The sequence below is a fragment of the Asticcacaulis sp. genome (genome assembly GCF_035497195.1).
In the GTDB taxonomy this organism is placed as follows: Bacteria; Pseudomonadota; Alphaproteobacteria; order Caulobacterales; family Caulobacteraceae; genus Asticcacaulis.
Window position 1 is genome coordinate 125,362 of sequence record NZ_DATJDZ010000014.1, and the last position, 15,361, is coordinate 140,722.

A 15,361-nucleotide genomic window follows, 5' to 3' on the forward strand; every position below is an offset into this window, starting at 1 on the left:
GGCGTGGGGTCGCAGACCCCACACCCCGTAACAGTCTCAGGCATTCAAACAAACTCAAACCCTAAAACGAATTTGGCCCGGAATGATCCGGGCCAAAAGCGTTTGGAGATTAGAGGGTCCGTTTGATTTCCTCGACCGTGAAGCACTCGATGAAATCGCCCTTCTTGAGGTCGTGGAAGCCGTTGAACGCCATGCCACATTCCTGCGACACCTGGACCTCGTTGACTTCGTCCTTGAAGCGCTTGAGCGTTGACAGAAGGCCCATTTCCTGAATAACCACGTCGTCGCGGATAATCCGGATGCGGGCGCCCTTCTGCATCTTGCCTTCCTTGACGATACACCCCGCCACCTTGCCGACCTTCGAGATATCGAAGACTTCGAGGATTTCGGCATTGCCGAGGAAGGTTTCGCGCTGGATCGGTGCCAGCATGCCCGAAAGCACGCCCTTGATGTCATCGATCAGGTCGTAAATGATCGCGTAGTAGCGAATTTCGACGCCTTCACGCTCGGCAAGGTCACGCGCCTGCTTGGACGCACGAACGTTGAATCCGATGATCGGCGAGCCGGAACCCTTGGCCAGTTGCACGTCGGATTCGGTGATCGCGCCGGCCGCCGAGTGAATGATCCGCGCACGGACTTCATCGGTGGCCAGCTTGTCCAGCGAGCCGACAATGGCTTCGCCCGAACCCTGAACGTCTGACTTAAGGATAAGCGGCAGTTCCTTGACCTTCTTGTCGGCCAGTTTGCTCATCATGTCGGTGAGCGAAACAGCGCCGACCGGGGCCAGCGTCTTTTCACGACGGACACGTTCGCGGTACTCGGTGATCTCACGGGCACGGGCGTCGCTTTCGACCACGGCGAAGGCTTCGCCAGGATCGGGAGCGCCATTGAGACCAAGGATCTCAACCGGCTCCGAAGGGCCGGCTTCGTTCAGTTGCTCGTCACGCTCGTTGATCAGAGCGCGAACGCGACCGAACGACGAACCGGCGACGACAATGTCGCCACGCTTCAAGGTGCCGCGTTTGACCAGGACAGTCGCCACGGGACCACGGCCCTTGTCGAGCTTGGCTTCGATGACGATGCCCTCGGCCGTACGATCCGGATTGGCGCGCAGGTCGAGCACTTCGGCTTGCAGCAGAATGGCTTCGATCAGGTTATCGAGGCCCGCCTTGGTCTTGGCCGAAACCTCAATCACCTGCGTATCGCCGCCAAGCGCTTCCACGACGATCTCGTGTTGCAGCAGCTCGTTGATGATGCGCTCAGGCTTGGCGCCCGGCTTGTCCATCTTGTTGATGGCCACGATGATCGGCGTATGAGCCGCACGGGCGTGGTTGATGGCTTCGATCGTCTGCGGCATCACGCCGTCATCCGCCGCCACCACCAGCACCACGATATCCGTGACATTGGCGCCGCGGGCACGCATGGCCGAGAAGGCGGCGTGGCCTGGCGTATCGAGGAAGGTGACCTTTTCACCGGCCGGCAGGCGAACCTGATAGGCGCCGATGTGCTGGGTGATGCCGCCGGCTTCACCGGAAGCCACGTCAGCCGAACGCAGGGCGTCGAGCAGCGAGGTCTTGCCGTGATCGACGTGACCCATGACGGCCACGACCGGCGGACGCGACTGCGTATCGTCGCTGTGATCCTCGGCGTCGATAAAGCCTTCCAGAACGTCGGATTCCGACACGCGCCTGACGGTATGACCGAATTCCGAGGCTACCAGTTCGGCGGTATCGGTATCGATTACGTCGTTGATCTTCAGCATCAGGCCCTGACGCATCAGGAACTTGATAATATCGACGGCACGCACGGCCATCCGGTTGGACAGTTCCTGCACGGTGATGATGTCGGGAATAATGACTTCACGGGCGGTGCGCGCCTGCTCGGTCGTGTTGCCCTTGCGCTTTTCGCGTTCACGTTCACGGGCGCGCTTCACCGAAGCCAGCGAACGCATACGGTCGGCGGTGCCCTCGTCGTCACCGACAACGGCTTGCAGGGTCAGGCGGCCTTCGCGGCGCTTGGGCTCGCCACGCGTTTGCGACACGGCCTTGACCGGCGCGCCGGCCTTGCCGCGCTTGTTGCCACGATCATCGTCATCCGCCTTGCGGGTGTCGGCTGCCTTGCTGGTGACGCCGGTGGCACCACGGGTCGAGCGGATACGATCAACTTCCGGTGCCGCCGGTGCATTGGCCGAAACGCCCTGACCGGGACGCGGCGGACGCGGCGAATTGACGTTGTAGCGAACGGTTTCGCCACGATCAGCGCGCGGCGGCGCATTCGGATCACGCGGGGTGCGCGGGGCGTTCGGGTCGCGCGGCGTGAACGGACGATTGGGATCGCGCGGCGGACGCGGCGGCGCATTCGGATCACGCGGCGGATAGGACGGGCGGTCACCTTGCGGACGATCGCCACGAGGCGCGCCATCACGGGGTGGGTAAGGCGCGCGGGCGGTATTCGGATCGCGCGTCGGATAGGGGGGGCGATCACCGCGCGGGGCATCGCTGCGCTGGCCTTGATAGCCACCCGAAGACCCTTCGGTCCGGGGACGGTCGCTGGCAGGACGCGCTTCAAAGCGCGGGGCGCGTTCGTTGCGGAAGGCCGGTTGCTGCGGCGCGGCTTCACGAACCGGGGCCGGAGCAGGGGTCGGAGCGGGCTGCGGCGCCGAAGGCGTCACGGCGGGCTGAGGTGCAGCCTCGACGCGGGCCTCGGTGGCCGGAGCGGCGGCAGGTTGCGGCGCTTGTGGCACGACCGGTGCGGGCGCGGGTTGAGCGGCGGCGCTCTGGGCAGCCGCACGGGCGTCGGCGGCCTTGCGTTCCTGATCGGCGAGGGCGGCGGCGATAGCGCGCTGGCGGGCGTCCTGCTCTTCCTGACGCAGGTTGCCACCGGCGCCTTGCGAACGCTGGGCGCCTTGCGCCGGACGCGGAGCCTGGGATGGCTGCGGGCGATTGATCTCAGGGGCTGCGGGGCGCACATGTCCGGGCGCGCCGGCGGGCGGCGCACCGATGCGGCGCTTGGTTTCCACCACCACCGTCTTGGAACGGCCGTGGCTGAAGCTCTGCTTGACGGTGCCCGTCGAAACATTGCCACCGACACGCGGCTTCAGCGTCAGCGGCGCGCGCTCACGGTTGGCTGGCTGGTCGTTATTCTTGTCGTCTTTTCCGTCGCTCATCCGGCTTGTCTACTAACCTTTTGCGAAGCCTGACCCTAGTGCCAGCCTTCTGTTTCAAAAATATATCGTCGTCTTTAAACGTCCAATCACAGATCAGCCGTCTTAATCGAGCGCTCGATCATTACCGTGGCCGTATACAGTCAAGGCAGAAGAACCAACACTCACAGTCACGCGCCCATAACTAGCCAGACGCCTCAGGCTCCGGTCTTCGTCCCCAGCCTTGCGGCACAAGGGGTTCGAATCCCGACAGTCTTTTCATCTCTAAAGACCAACGCTTCACGCGCCGCCCCGACAGGAGTGCGACGTGTATGGCATTTTCTGTGCCCAAAGCCAAACTTAATTCGGCGTTACTAAAGCTTCCGCAGACGTTTGGCGAGGGGGTTTGCTGGTTGCCAGCGTATAAAATGCGCTTGCGGCCGTCTTCCGAGCCATCCGAGGCTTCGATGATCCAGCCAGCCTTGCCCGATTTGACGGATGCCAGCGCTTTTTCGAAGCCGTTGACGATGCCGCCTTCGCGCCGCGCCAGACCGAGAAGATCGAGGCAGCGGCGGCGCAGCAGATCATGCACCAGAGGAATGAGATTTGGATCAGTCTTGACCTGCCGCTTGGCCGCCCGACTGAATATGTTCTTTTTCAGCGCGATTTCAAGAGCGGCGCGCTCGGAAGCGATCCACAGGCCACGACCGGGCAGCTTGTGGGCGATATCCGGTGTCAGCATGCCTTCGGGAGACACGACAAAGCGGATGAGGCCGTCCGAAGAGACGGTTTCACCGCTGGAAATATCCCGGCGCTGGAGGCGACCCCTGGAATCTTCACACAGGATCGCATTCTCTGCCTCGATATCCGAGGCAGAGTCAGCAGCGATAGGGTCGTTATGGATTAACGGCGCGAACTCATTGTTCTGTGGTGGCGTCTGCATCAGCTTCGCCCCCTTCCGTTTCAAGGCCGGCCGCTTCATCTTCAGCCACATCGTCTTCAGCCAGGTCTTCGAGACCGGCTTCTTCGTAAGCCTCTTCCTCGGCTTCCTCGACAACCGGCGCCTCGATCCAGCCGGCGGCGACGCGGGCATTGAGGATCAAGGCCTCGGCGTCGGGCACCGACAGGTTGAACGATTCCAGCGCGCCAGGGACGCGAACGCGTTCGCCGCCCTTTTGTTCGAAACCGCCACGGATTTCATCGGTAGCCAGGTCGGCGAGATCTTCGACCGTCTTGACGCCGGCCTGACCTAAGGCAACCGCCATCGGCATGGTGACGCCCTGGATGTCGAGCACTGCATCTTCAACGCCAAGCTCAGTACGCTTGCGGTCCTGTTCGGCCGTTTCGCGTTCCAGATAGTCACGGGCCCGGGCTTGCAGTTCCGAAGCGGTGTCTTCGTCGAAGCCTTCGATGACGGCGATTTCGTTTTCATCGACGAAGGCCAGGTCTTCGATCGAGGTGAAGCCTTCGGTGACTAGCAGCTGGGCGATGACTTCATCGACGTCGAGCGCTTCCTGGAACAGGGCGGTGCGTTCGGCGAATTCCTTCTGGCGGCGCTCGGAGTCCTGCGATTCCGTGATGATATCAACCTGCCAGCCGGTCAGTTGCGAGGCGAGGCGGACGTTCTGGCCGCGACGGCCAATGGCCAGCGACAGCTGTTCGTCGGGCACCACCACTTCGACGCGGTCTTCTTCTTCGTCGAGCACGACCTTGGACACTTCGGCCGGCGCCAGGGCGTTGACGATAAAGGTGGCCTCATCGGGCGACCACTGGATGATGTCGATCTTTTCGTTTTGCAGTTCGGCGACGACGGCCTGAACGCGCGAGCCGCGCATACCGACGCAGGCGCCAACCGGATCGATCGAGTTGTCATTCGACAGCACGGCCATCTTGGCGCGCGAACCCGGATCGCGGGCGACCGACTTGATTTCGATCACGCCGTCATAGATTTCCGGCACTTCCTGGGCGAACAGCTTGGCCATGAAGCCGCCGTGGGCGCGGGAAAGCATGATCTGCGGCCCCTTGGTTTCGCGGCGGACGTCATAGATATAGGCGCGGATGCGGTCGTTGACCTGGAAGGCTTCGCGCGGGATCGACTGGTCGCGGCGCATAATGCCTTCGCCCTTGCCGAGATCGACGATAACATTGCCGTATTCGACGCGACGGACGGTGCCGCTGACGATTTCGCCAACCCGGTCCTTGTACTCGTCAAACTGCTTTTCACGCTCCGCTTCGCGTACCTTGTGCGTCACCACCTGGCGGGCCATCTGAGTCTGGACGCGGCCCAGCTCGAACGGCGGCAGGATTTCGGAATATTCCTTGCCGACAAAAGCTTCCTTGTCCTCCTTGAGGGCTTCGGTCAGGCTCTTGTGGGCGTATTCGTTTTCCAGCTCTTCGTCCGGCACGACGGTGACGTGGCGAGTGATGGCCATTTCGCCGGTGCGCGGATCGATGAAGACGCGGATGTCGTGGTCGGCGCCGTAACGCGAACGGGCCGCCTTCTGGATCGCTTCCTCGATGGAGGCGATGACCACGGACTTGTCGATCGACTTTTCGCGCGCGACAGCCTCTGCGATTTGCAGCAGTTCCTGACGGTTGGCGCTGATTCCGGTGAAGCTCATTGGTGAGTCCTTCTGTTTATTTATTTGTCGTCGTTGGCGGCATCGTCGTCGAGGTCATCTTCATCCTCGAATTCGGCGTCGTCAAAATCTTCGTCTTCCTCATCGTCTTCTTCTTCACCGCGCGCGGCCTTGGCCTCGGCGCCGCGTTTCAGAAGTTCGTCATTGAGGATCAGCTTGGCGTCGATCACCCAGTCGAACGGCATGAGGGCGGTTTCGGCCTCGCCTTCAAGGTCGATGGCGATGTGATCATCCTCGATACCGGCGAGGATGCCGCGGAAACGCTTGCGGCCCTCTGCCAGGCGATCCAGCTCGATGCGGGCTTCAAGGCCTTCATAGGTTACGAAATCCGACAGGCGCGTCAGCGGCCGGTCGATACCGGGCGAGGAGACTTCAAGAGTGAATTCGCCTTCGATAGGGTCGGCCTCGTCGATATAGGCCGAAATGGCGCGCGACAGGCGGGCGCACTGGGTAACGTTGATCTCGCCGTCCGTCTTGCGCTCGGCCATGATCTGCAAAAAGCGCGAACCGCCGGGCTGCCGCGAGCCTTGCAGGCGTACGCGTACGATATTGAGCGCCATCGTTTCGGCGATCGCATCGAAAACTTCCAGCAGCTTGCGTTCTTCAGGGGTCTTGGCGCGCAATTTTCACTTCTTTAAGCAATAAAAAAGGCGGCGGGCCTTGGTGGCCGCCGCCGTTGCCTGGCGGCAATCGGACATGTTGGCAAGCTATATAGTCCCGCAATATCCGTTTGCCAAGGAGAATCTAGAGTCGCTGCAAATGCAGATATTCTTGCGGAATGATGACCGGGTACAAATGGCCGGCATACATCATCAGCAGCAAATAGGTCGCATAGCCGCCAACGCCCAGCGTTGCCAGCAACAACAGCCAGCCAACCGGTTTATTGGTCTTCTTGAAGATATCATAAACAATGCAGCCCATGTGGGTGAACAGGGCGAAAACGCCAGCGCCGTAAAAGCCATAGGCGGCATAGGTGAAAGGCACGACAAAAGCCGAGGCGGCAAAGGCGAAATTGGTGTCGAGACTGAAGACCATCCGCGCCACCACGATCCAGCCGACATGGACACAAATGAATACCACCATGATCAGGCCGGACAGCGCCTGAAGCTGATGGATGAAATCTTTTTTCTGTGTCCAGATTTCGATGATCAGCGGGATGCCGGTCAGGATCTGCACGAAGAAGGCCAGCATCACCGCCATTTCGACAATGGGGTGGCGATAGACCAGACGCGCCGCATCCATGAACTGCGCATGAGCCTCGACACCCAGCAAACCGACAAAATGATTGGCAAAATGCAGACACAGAAAGGCGAAAACAAAGCCCGCCGATACCTTATGCAAACGCTCCATACACAACGCCCCCCGGTGAAGGGGTTAACCATGTCTTACTTTTTGGCGTTTGACCAGAGCGCACATCACACGGTTGTGAAGGGGCCTATTTACGTACGAAATCGAAAAACACCGGCTCGCAGTCGCCCAGGCCCTTGGTTTCGTAGCGCGTGGTAATGTGATCCGCCGGCGGCGTATTCCAGTCGGACTGGCTTAGCGCCGGCCAGTCAAAGTCCGGACTGGCGAGAAAACGTTCCAAGGCCCAGTCGGCATAGTCCGCCCAGTCGGTGGCGAAGCGGACCGTGCCGCCCGGCTTGAGCGCACGGGCGAAGGCTGCGATGGTTTCCGGCTGGATAAACCGGCGCTTGTTGTGCCGCGCCTTGGGCCACGGATCAGCGAACAGGATGAATATCCGGTTCAAAACCGCCTCGGGCAGATTATCGAGCAAGGGCCGCGCATCGCCGGGCAGGATCAGCACGTTTTTCAGCCCACCATCTTCGATATGACGCAGGGCCGAACCGACACCATTGAGGAAAGGTTCGCAGCCGATAAAGGTAACGTCCGGATTTTTAGCCGCCTGCGCCGCCAGATGTTCGCCACCCCCGAAGCCGATTTCCAGCCACAGCTCACGCCCGGAGGCCAGGGCCGCGTCTACGCGCGCGCCGGTCGCTTCGATTTCAGGCAAAAGCGTATCGAACAGAGTCGCCTGCAAGGGTTTCAGCTTGCGCGACTTGATCCGCCCGAAAGAGCGCATAGGCCCCCATTCGACGGGCACGGTGGAATTTTCTTCGGACATGGTGCTCTGAAATGCAAAAGAGGAGATTATACGCGCCGTATAACCCCCTCTTTATTTTTGCCAAAGCAAATTGATCAGAATTCGCCCTTGAGCGCCTCAACCAGGTCGGTGTTTTCCCACGAGAAACCGCCCTCGGCGTCCGGCGCGCGGCCGAAGTGGCCATAGGCCGTGGTGCGTTCATAGATTGGCTTGTTAAGGCCAAGGTGCAGGCGGATCGCCTTCGGCGTCAGACCGCCGATCAGTTCCGGCAGGATGGCCTCCAGCTTTTCTTCATCGACCAGGCCGGTGCCGTGGGTATCGACATAGAAGCTCAGCGGACGCGACACGCCGATGGCGTAGGAGACCTGGAGCGTACATTTTTTCGCCAGACCGGCGGCCACGACGTTCTTCGCCAGATAGCGCAGGGCGTAAGCCGCCGAACGGTCCACCTTGGTCGGGTCCTTGCCGGAGAAGGCGCCGCCACCGTGGGGCGCCGCGCCGCCGTAGGTGTCGACGATGATCTTGCGGCCGGTCAGTCCGGCGTCACCATCCGGACCGCCGATGACGAAATTGCCGGTCGGGTTGACCAGCCATTCGGTGTCAGCCGTCACCATGCCGGCGGGCAGGACTTCGAGGGCGTAGGGCTTGATGATGGCCTCAACCTCGGAAGGCGTCAGACCGTCCTGGTGCTGGTGAGACACAAGGATTTTCAGGATACGCGACGGTACGCCATTTTCGTATTGAACGGTCACCTGCGACTTGGCGTCCGGCTCCAGGCGATGCTCACCACCATGACGCGCCTGCGCCAGACGGTGCAGAATGTTGTGCGACCATTGCAGCGGAGCAGGGGTCAGTTCGGCGGTTTCATCGGTGGCGTAGCCGAACATGATGCCCTGGTCGCCGGCGCCTTCGTCCTTGTTGTCACCGGAATCGACACCCTGGGCGATATCCGCCGACTGGGCATGAAGGTGGCAGGCGTAATCGGCCAAGGCCCAGTGGAAGCCTTTTTGCGCGTAGCCGATATCCTTGACGGCATGGCGAACTTTTTCTTCCAGGCCGCTGATGATTTCCTCGATCTGATCATCGCCGGCGCGGACTTCACCGGCCAGGACAATACGATTGGTCGTCACCAGGGTTTCGCACGCCACGCGCGCTTCCGGGTCACGCGCCAGAAAGGCGTCGACAACGACGTCCGAAATACGATCGGCCACCTTATCGGGATGGCCTTCGGAAACGCTTTCGCTGGTGAAGATATAGTTGGGGCGCATGGTTTGGAACTTTCGCAAACTTAATCGGCTTCCCCATAACCATATAAAGATATGTTTATATGATCAAGTGACTTTTTGTGTCTTGCATTGGCGTATACGTCATTTGGGCCGAATGACGCACCAAAAAGAGCAAAAAGCCCCGCTTCCGGAAAAGCAGGGCCTTTGAATTTAATCAGATCAGAAAAGCTTACGCGTCGTCGTCTTCGGCCAGTGCGCGCACCAGTTCGAGGATACGGCGGCGATGCTTGGCGTTCTTGATGCGCGGGAAGGCTTCGGCAAGCTCGATGCCCTCGGTCGTCATCAGGAAACCGTGGACGAACTGCTCCGATTCCGATTCCGAAAAACCCTCGACTGCTTCGTTTTCGCCATAGCCTTCAAAGAAGTAGGCCACCGGCGCCTTGAGGGCCTTGGAAATTTCGTACAGCTTCGAGGCGCTGATCCGGTTGGAACCGCGCTCGTATTTCTGTACCTGCTGGAATGTCAGTGCGATGGTCTCGGCAAGGCCTTCCTGACTCATGCCCAGGAACTTGCGGCGCATTCTGACGCGGGCGCCGACGTGCAGATCGACGGGGTTTGGGCCGCGTTCAGCCTTCAAATTATCGTCCAACTTATGCCTCTTACTTTTACAGGCCGGTGGGGGAAAACCGGCCGAACTGTATATTATACGTTATCGAATAGCGAAACTGTTCACATTGGGCTACATTTTTTTGAAAACAGGCCTGTTTTTTCGCAGAAAAAGCCAGTTTTTGACAGAATAGCCCCTGCCAACGACAATTAGTCCGAAGCAAAGCAAGATAACAAACACAAGATAAGCGTATCTCTGTTGTGCGAAGGCGGTAACATATGCCTCGCCCGGTAAAGTTACGTCCATGTATCCAGCTACGCCTAAACCTATTTCCGTGCCTGGAACAACGCGTCCCAGGGGATCAATGACGCCGGATATTCCCGTGGGGGTTGATCTGACCATGGGCAACCCTTCCTCTATCGCGCGAAAGCTGGCGAGGTTGAGATGCTGCACCGGACCGGTCGTTGGGCCAAACCAGGCGTCATTTGAAATATTAATAATCCATTTGGGCCTTAATGTGTCATGTGGTCCGTAACTGGTCATGTCCAGAGCGGGGAATATGCCCTCATAGCAGATCAGTGGCAAAACCCGTGGAATGCCGGGAAAGCTGTGCGGGCGTGTCCGTTCGCCGGGCGTGAAGCTGTCATCGAAATGCGTCAGGGCCGACATGCCGAGCGGGTTGAGAATATCCTGATAGGGCGTGAATTCGCCGAACGGCACCAGCTTGAACTTGTTATAGGCGCCGATAATCCGCGTCTGGCCGTCCTGGCGGTGCAGGGCCAGCATCGAATTACGATAGATCGGCTTGCCTGCCGAGGTTTTGCCTTCCTCGCGAGAGGTGCCAATGAGCAGGGACTGGTTATCAGTCAGCAGATCGGCCATGTCCTCGACCGTGCCGGTCCGCGGGTCCATCAATTGCTCCCACATGATCGGCAGAGCGCCTTCCGGCCAGATAATCAGGTCGGGGGCGCGATGGCCGGGCTTCGGCGGCGCCTTGCTGAGACCGATATATGAAAAGAACAGGTGGCTGAAATTGTTGCTGTCCCACTTGGCTTCCTGACTGATCGCCGGTTGCACGTAACGGATGGCATAGCCGGTATCGGCGATATGTGTTGTCTGCAATCGCGTTTCTCCGACGATGAAACAGCCGAGAAGCGTCAAGACTCCAAAAATCGCCGGCGCATAGCCCGCCACGCCTTTTCCCCGCCGGATAACGCCCGTGCTGCAAAAGGCCAGTACGGTAACGAAACCGAGGCCATAGACTCCAACATAAGCCGCCATCTGCGACAAGGCGCTGCCGGCCTTCCAGGTCGAGCCCGCCGGATTCCATGGGAAACCGGAGAGCACCGAGCCTCGCGTTATTTCAAACAAAGAAAACAGCGCGGCGAAGAAAACGAAGCGAACCCAGCCCTTGGGGGCCAGTTTCAAATAAAGCACCCCGAACCCGCCCCAGAACAAACCAATGCCGGCGGGCAGCAGGGTGGCGGCCGGAATCGCCATCCAGCCATAGGTTTCCGCATCGACCAGAAAGGCCTCCGCCACCCAGAAACATGAAACAAGAAAGTAGCAAAAACCCGCCAGCCAGCCCATGAAGAAGGCGGTCCGCTTTGGCCAGTTGCCCAGGTGACATTCCAACGCATAGAGCAACAGGCCATAGCCAAGCAGGCCCGGCAGGAAGCCGAATGGCGGTTGGGCGAAAGCGATCAGCAGCCCGGATATAGCCGCCAGCATACGCGGGCGCTTACGGGGGTCACCCATGAAGGTCACCACCGGCGCCAGAAGCGGGTGTTTCAGAAATCCTGCCAGATTAGTCATCGGCGGCCGTGATATCCGCCAGCTCCGGAGTCCGGCGATGCAGACGCAGGCGCTTTATGCGGCGGGCATCGGCATCAAGCACTTCGATATCGAAACCGGCATCGGCGTAGGGCACCACCTCGCCGCGCTGGGGCACACGTCCCGCCAGCACCGAGACCAGACCAGCCAGGGTGTCGATTTCCTCTTCGGATTCCTCCGGATAGAGCTTGAGGCCGAGCTTTTCCTCCAGTGTGGTCAGCTCGACGCGACCATCGATTTCATACTGACCATTCGGTAGTTCACGCATTTCCTCGTCGCCGGCTTCATCGTATTCATCGTCGATATTACCGACCACCGCCTCGATCAGGTCTTCCAGGGTCACCAGGCCATCGGTGCCGCCGAATTCATCGATCACCAGCGCCATATGGATGCGCTGGGCCTGCATCCGCAGCATCAGGTCGGAAGTGGTCATGGAGGAGGGGACGTAAAGCAGTTCGCGGCGGATACGGTGCAGCACCGGTTCGGCCCAGTTCGGCGCGGCGCGGCCCGGCTCCGGTGACAGCAGCTTGAGGATATCCTTGATGTGAACCACGCCAACCGGATCATCCAGCCCATCACGATAGATCGGCAGGCGCGAATGTTCGCTTTCGACGCAGATGCGCACGACATCGGCAAGGGTGCTCGACAGTTCGACCGCGACGATATCGACCCGCGGCGTCATGACATCGGCGACGCTTAAAGATTGGAAAGCGCGGGCGTGGTCAATCAGGTTGGCTGCCGCCGCCGCGCCATCCTCGGCGTCATGAGAGTCGGGTCCGGATTTTTCCGCCGGTTTCGGCTTGAATCCGAAGAAGGATAGAAAAGACTTGCGGGGCGCGTCGTCTGGCTCAGCCATGGGTGTGTTCAGGTCCATAAGGATCGGCGACATTGAGGCTTTTCAGAATATCGCGTTCGAGATTTTCCATCTCTTCCGCCTCTTCGTCGGTCATGTGATCATAACCCAATAAATGCAAAGCGCCATGCACAGACAGATGAAGGACATGATTTTTCAGTGTCTTCTGCTGTTCGGCGGCTTCACGGACGCAGGTTTCCAGCCCAAGCGCGATATCGCCGAGGTGCGCCATGCCCTGCATTTTCGGCGCCGGGAAGGACAGCACATTGGTCGGGGCGTTCTTCTGGCGGTATTCGGTGTTGAGCGATTTCATCTCGGCATCGTCGCACAACAGCACGACAATATCCGCCTGCTCCGTCACATCGGCGGCTTTAAGCGCTGCCAATATACCGGTTTGAACGACTGCCTGCACGTCCGGCAGGGCATCCAGCCAACCCTCTGCCTCGACCTCGATATCAATAAGATGCGTGTCTTCGTGCGCCATCAGCTTTTGAACTCATTGTCGTAGGCCCGGACGATGCGCGCCACCAGTTCGTGACGCACAATATCCTCGGCCTTGAGTTCCGCCTTGCCGACGCCCTCGACCTTATCGAGCAGATGGACGGCATGGACCAGACCGCAGTCGCCACGATTGGGCAGGTCGATCTGCGACGGATCGCCGGTGACGACCATTTTCGAGCCTTCGCCGAGGCGGGTGAGGATCATCTTCATCTGCATCCGCGTGGTGTTCTGCGCTTCATCGATAATGACATAGGCATAGGAGAGGGTGCGACCGCGCATATAGGCGAGCGGCGCGACCTCGATCTCCCTGGTTTCGCGCTTCTTGGCAAGCAGTTGCGGCCCCAGGATATCATCGAGCGCGCCCCAGATCGGCGTCAGATACGGATCGATCTTTTCATTGAGATCACCCGGCAGAAAGCCCAGCCGTTCACCCGCTTCGACCGCCGGACGGGTGATGATCAGCTTGTCGACCGCGCCCTTGAGCAAAAGGGAAACGCCATGCGCCACGGCCAGGAAGGTCTTGCCGGAGCCTGCCGGCCCCAACGCGAAAACGAGGTCGTTCGATGCCAGTTCATGGATATAGGCGGCCTGGCCGGCCGTTTTCGCGGCGATGGCGCCATGCCGGCCCATGACGATGGTGTTGCGCTGGTCGAGCGGTACGGCCGTCTTCGCTTTTTCCGCCTTTCCACCCGTCAGATGTGGCTCATTGATCAGGCGTCGGACATCGGCCTCGGCGATATCGACGCCCTGGTCGTACATATCAGCCAGGGTAACAATCACGGCCCTGGCTTTCTGACGCGCACGGGCATCACCGGAGATCACCAGACCACCGCCCGGCATCTCAACCAGCACCTTGAACGCCCCCTCGATCATGGCGAGATAGCGTTCGGAAGGTCCGACCACAGCCATAACGCACGGGTCCGTCAGGTTGATAAAGTCGTCTTTTACAGCGGCCATCAGGCTAACTCGCCCTTGAGACTATTATTGCTGTTGGCGATGATTTTCACTTTGTGAATCTGACCAATCAAATGGGCGGCGTCTTCAACGAAGACCGATTGCAGGTAAGGCGAGCGGCCAATGGCCTGACCCACCAGACGGCCCGGCTTTTCAAACAGAATATCGAGCGTCTGGCCGATCAGCTTTTCCTTGAAGGCCTGCTGTTGTTCGATGATCAGGGCTTGCAGGGTTTGCAGGCGAGCATCGGCCACGTCGTCAGGCACCTGACCGGGCATACCAGCAGCCGGCGTACCCGGACGCGGCGAATATTTGAACGAGAAGGCCGAGGCATAGCCGACCCGGCGAATCAGATCGAGCGTGTCCTCGAAATCCTTGTCGGTCTCACCGGGGAAGCCGACGATGAAATCGCCGGAAATCGCCAGATCCGGCCGCACCGCCTTGATGCGCTCGATCAGGTCGAAATAGGCTTGCCGGCCATGCTTGCGGTTCATGGCGCGCAGGATCTTGTCAGAACCGGACTGCACGGGCAGGTGCAGGTAGGGCATGACGGCGGGCAGGTCGCGGTGCGCGTCGATCAGGTCCTGGCCCATATCGTTGGGGTGCGAGGTGGTATAGCGCAGACGATCCATGCCTTGGATATCGGCCAAAGCATACATCAGTTTAGCCAGGGTCGATTCCAGGCCATCAGCATCCAGGCCATTGTAAGCGTTGACGTTCTGGCCGAGCAGGGTCAGTTCACGCACGCCCTTGGCGGCGAGGGCGCGGGCTTCATCCAGGATCGATTTGACCGGGCGCGACCATTCGGCGCCACGCGTATAGGGCACGACGCAGAAAGTGCAGAACTTGTCGCAGCCTTCCTGCACGGTGAGGAAGGCGGTCGGCCCGGAAACGGCACGATCCATAGTCAGCGCATCGAACTTGGCTTCAGGCGCGAAATCGGCGGACAGGCGCTCACCCTTGGAACGGTGGGTGCGGGCGATCAGTTCGGGAAGCTGGTGATAGGCCTGCGGCCCGACAACCAGATCGACAGCCGGGGCGCGGTTCATGATTTCCTTGCCCTCGGCCTGCGCCACGCAACCGGCCACGGCGATGGTCATCCGGCCTTCGCCACGCGCTTCCTTTTCCTCGCGCATCTCCTTGAGCCGGCCGATCTCGGAATAGACCTTTTCGGCCGCCTTTTCGCGGATATGGCAGGTATTGAGCAGAACCAGATCGGCCCCTTCGGCCTTGTCAGACACCTCATAACCCAGCGGACGCAGGATATCGACCATGCGTTCGCTGTCATAGACGTTCATCTGACAGCCGTAAGTCTTGATATGGAGCTTCTTTAGGGGGACGTGATCGTTCATCAGGCGGTTATGGTCGTTTGTGGACAGAAATTCAAGGTATGCAGGAGGCACAGCCTCCTGCACCTCATAACTATTCTTTGAAAATAACAAAAACCGGGCCCTTAGGGGTCCGGTCTTTTGTTATTATGAAGGACATGTTCCGGGGTGCAG

The 15,361-nt window shown here is 59.8% G+C and carries 13 protein-coding genes; all 13 read right to left on the bottom strand.

Annotation, left to right across the window (positions count from 1 at the left end; all coding sequences use genetic code 11):
* Window positions 1-109: 109 nt before the first annotated feature.
* The gene (gene infB / locus VL130_RS04660) at window positions 110-3,166 is read right to left on the bottom strand and encodes a translation initiation factor IF-2 (protein WP_325361567.1); all 3,057 of its coding nucleotides are present in this window, start codon (window positions 3,164-3,166) and stop codon (window positions 110-112) included.
* A gap of 181 nt (window positions 3,167-3,347) precedes the next feature.
* On the bottom strand, window positions 3,348-4,136 hold the full coding sequence (locus tag VL130_RS04665) for an RNA-binding protein (RefSeq protein ID WP_325361568.1): 789 nt from the start codon (window positions 4,134-4,136) through the stop codon (window positions 3,348-3,350).
* On the bottom strand, window positions 4,060-5,763 hold the full coding sequence (gene nusA, locus VL130_RS04670) for a transcription termination factor NusA (RefSeq protein ID WP_325361569.1): 1,704 nt from the start codon (window positions 5,761-5,763) through the stop codon (window positions 4,060-4,062). Before nusA ends, VL130_RS04665 begins: the two co-directional genes overlap by 77 nt.
* Window positions 5,764-5,783: 20 nt before the next feature.
* Window positions 5,784-6,404: a ribosome maturation factor RimP gene (gene rimP, locus VL130_RS04675; protein WP_325361570.1), complete on the bottom strand. Its 621-nt coding sequence runs from the start codon at window positions 6,402-6,404 to the stop codon at window positions 5,784-5,786.
* A 121-nt stretch (window positions 6,405-6,525) separates the two neighbouring features.
* Window positions 6,526-7,131: a hypothetical protein gene (locus tag VL130_RS04680; protein ID WP_325361571.1), complete on the bottom strand. Its 606-nt coding sequence runs from the start codon at window positions 7,129-7,131 to the stop codon at window positions 6,526-6,528.
* 85 nt (window positions 7,132-7,216) lie between these two features.
* Window positions 7,217-7,906, bottom strand: a complete 690-nt coding sequence (gene trmB, locus VL130_RS04685) for a tRNA (guanosine(46)-N7)-methyltransferase TrmB (protein WP_325361572.1) — start codon at window positions 7,904-7,906, stop codon at window positions 7,217-7,219.
* A gap of 74 nt (window positions 7,907-7,980) precedes the next feature.
* Window positions 7,981-9,153 (bottom strand): methionine adenosyltransferase, encoded by a 1,173-nt coding sequence (metK, locus tag VL130_RS04690; RefSeq protein WP_325361573.1) that lies wholly within the window; start codon window positions 9,151-9,153, stop codon window positions 7,981-7,983.
* Between the two features lie 187 nt (window positions 9,154-9,340).
* Window positions 9,341-9,760 (bottom strand): helix-turn-helix transcriptional regulator, encoded by a 420-nt coding sequence (locus tag VL130_RS04695; protein WP_325361574.1) that lies wholly within the window; start codon window positions 9,758-9,760, stop codon window positions 9,341-9,343.
* 90 nt (window positions 9,761-9,850) lie between these two features.
* The gene (gene lnt, locus VL130_RS04700) at window positions 9,851-11,476 is read right to left on the bottom strand and encodes an apolipoprotein N-acyltransferase (protein ID WP_325361575.1); all 1,626 of its coding nucleotides are present in this window, start codon (window positions 11,474-11,476) and stop codon (window positions 9,851-9,853) included.
* 49 nt (window positions 11,477-11,525) lie between these two features.
* Window positions 11,526-12,440: a hemolysin family protein gene (locus VL130_RS04705; protein ID WP_325361576.1), complete on the bottom strand. Its 915-nt coding sequence runs from the start codon at window positions 12,438-12,440 to the stop codon at window positions 11,526-11,528.
* Window positions 12,400-12,888 carry an rRNA maturation RNase YbeY gene (gene ybeY, locus VL130_RS04710; RefSeq protein WP_325361577.1) on the bottom strand — a complete coding sequence of 163 codons (489 nt, stop codon included), beginning with the start codon at window positions 12,886-12,888 and terminating at the stop codon, window positions 12,400-12,402. Before ybeY ends, VL130_RS04705 begins: the two co-directional genes overlap by 41 nt.
* Window positions 12,888-13,862, bottom strand: a complete 975-nt coding sequence (locus tag VL130_RS04715) for a PhoH family protein (protein ID WP_325361578.1) — start codon at window positions 13,860-13,862, stop codon at window positions 12,888-12,890. The genes ybeY and VL130_RS04715 overlap by 1 nt, the downstream gene beginning before the upstream one ends.
* Window positions 13,862-15,211: a tRNA (N6-isopentenyl adenosine(37)-C2)-methylthiotransferase MiaB gene (gene miaB / locus VL130_RS04720; RefSeq protein WP_325361579.1), complete on the bottom strand. Its 1,350-nt coding sequence runs from the start codon at window positions 15,209-15,211 to the stop codon at window positions 13,862-13,864. The genes VL130_RS04715 and miaB overlap by 1 nt, the downstream gene beginning before the upstream one ends.
* Between the last annotated feature and the right edge of the window lie 150 nt (window positions 15,212-15,361).

Bases quoted from the DNA above. Each gene is read 5' to 3' on its own strand.
- trmB (WP_325361572.1), bottom strand. From the start codon at position 7,906: ATGTCCGAAGAAAATTCCACCGTGCCCGTCGAATGGGGGCCTATGCGC.
- ybeY (WP_325361577.1), bottom strand. From the start codon at position 12,888: ATGGCGCACGAAGACACGCATCTTATTGATATCGAGGTCGAGGCAGAG.
- VL130_RS04705 (WP_325361576.1), bottom strand. From the start codon at position 12,440: ATGTCGCCGATCCTTATGGACCTGAACACACCCATGGCTGAGCCAGAC.
- miaB (WP_325361579.1), bottom strand. From the start codon at position 15,211: ATGAACGATCACGTCCCCCTAAAGAAGCTCCATATCAAGACTTACGGC.
- VL130_RS04715 (WP_325361578.1), bottom strand. From the start codon at position 13,862: ATGGCCGCTGTAAAAGACGACTTTATCAACCTGACGGACCCGTGCGTT.
- VL130_RS04665 (WP_325361568.1), bottom strand. From the start codon at position 4,136: ATGTGGCTGAAGATGAAGCGGCCGGCCTTGAAACGGAAGGGGGCGAAG.
- lnt (WP_325361575.1), bottom strand. From the start codon at position 11,476: ATGGGTGACCCCCGTAAGCGCCCGCGTATGCTGGCGGCTATATCCGGG.
- VL130_RS04680 (WP_325361571.1), bottom strand. From the start codon at position 7,131: ATGGAGCGTTTGCATAAGGTATCGGCGGGCTTTGTTTTCGCCTTTCTG.
- nusA (WP_325361569.1), bottom strand. From the start codon at position 5,763: ATGAGCTTCACCGGAATCAGCGCCAACCGTCAGGAACTGCTGCAAATC.
- metK (WP_325361573.1), bottom strand. From the start codon at position 9,153: ATGCGCCCCAACTATATCTTCACCAGCGAAAGCGTTTCCGAAGGCCAT.
- infB (WP_325361567.1), bottom strand. From the start codon at position 3,166: ATGAGCGACGGAAAAGACGACAAGAATAACGACCAGCCAGCCAACCGT.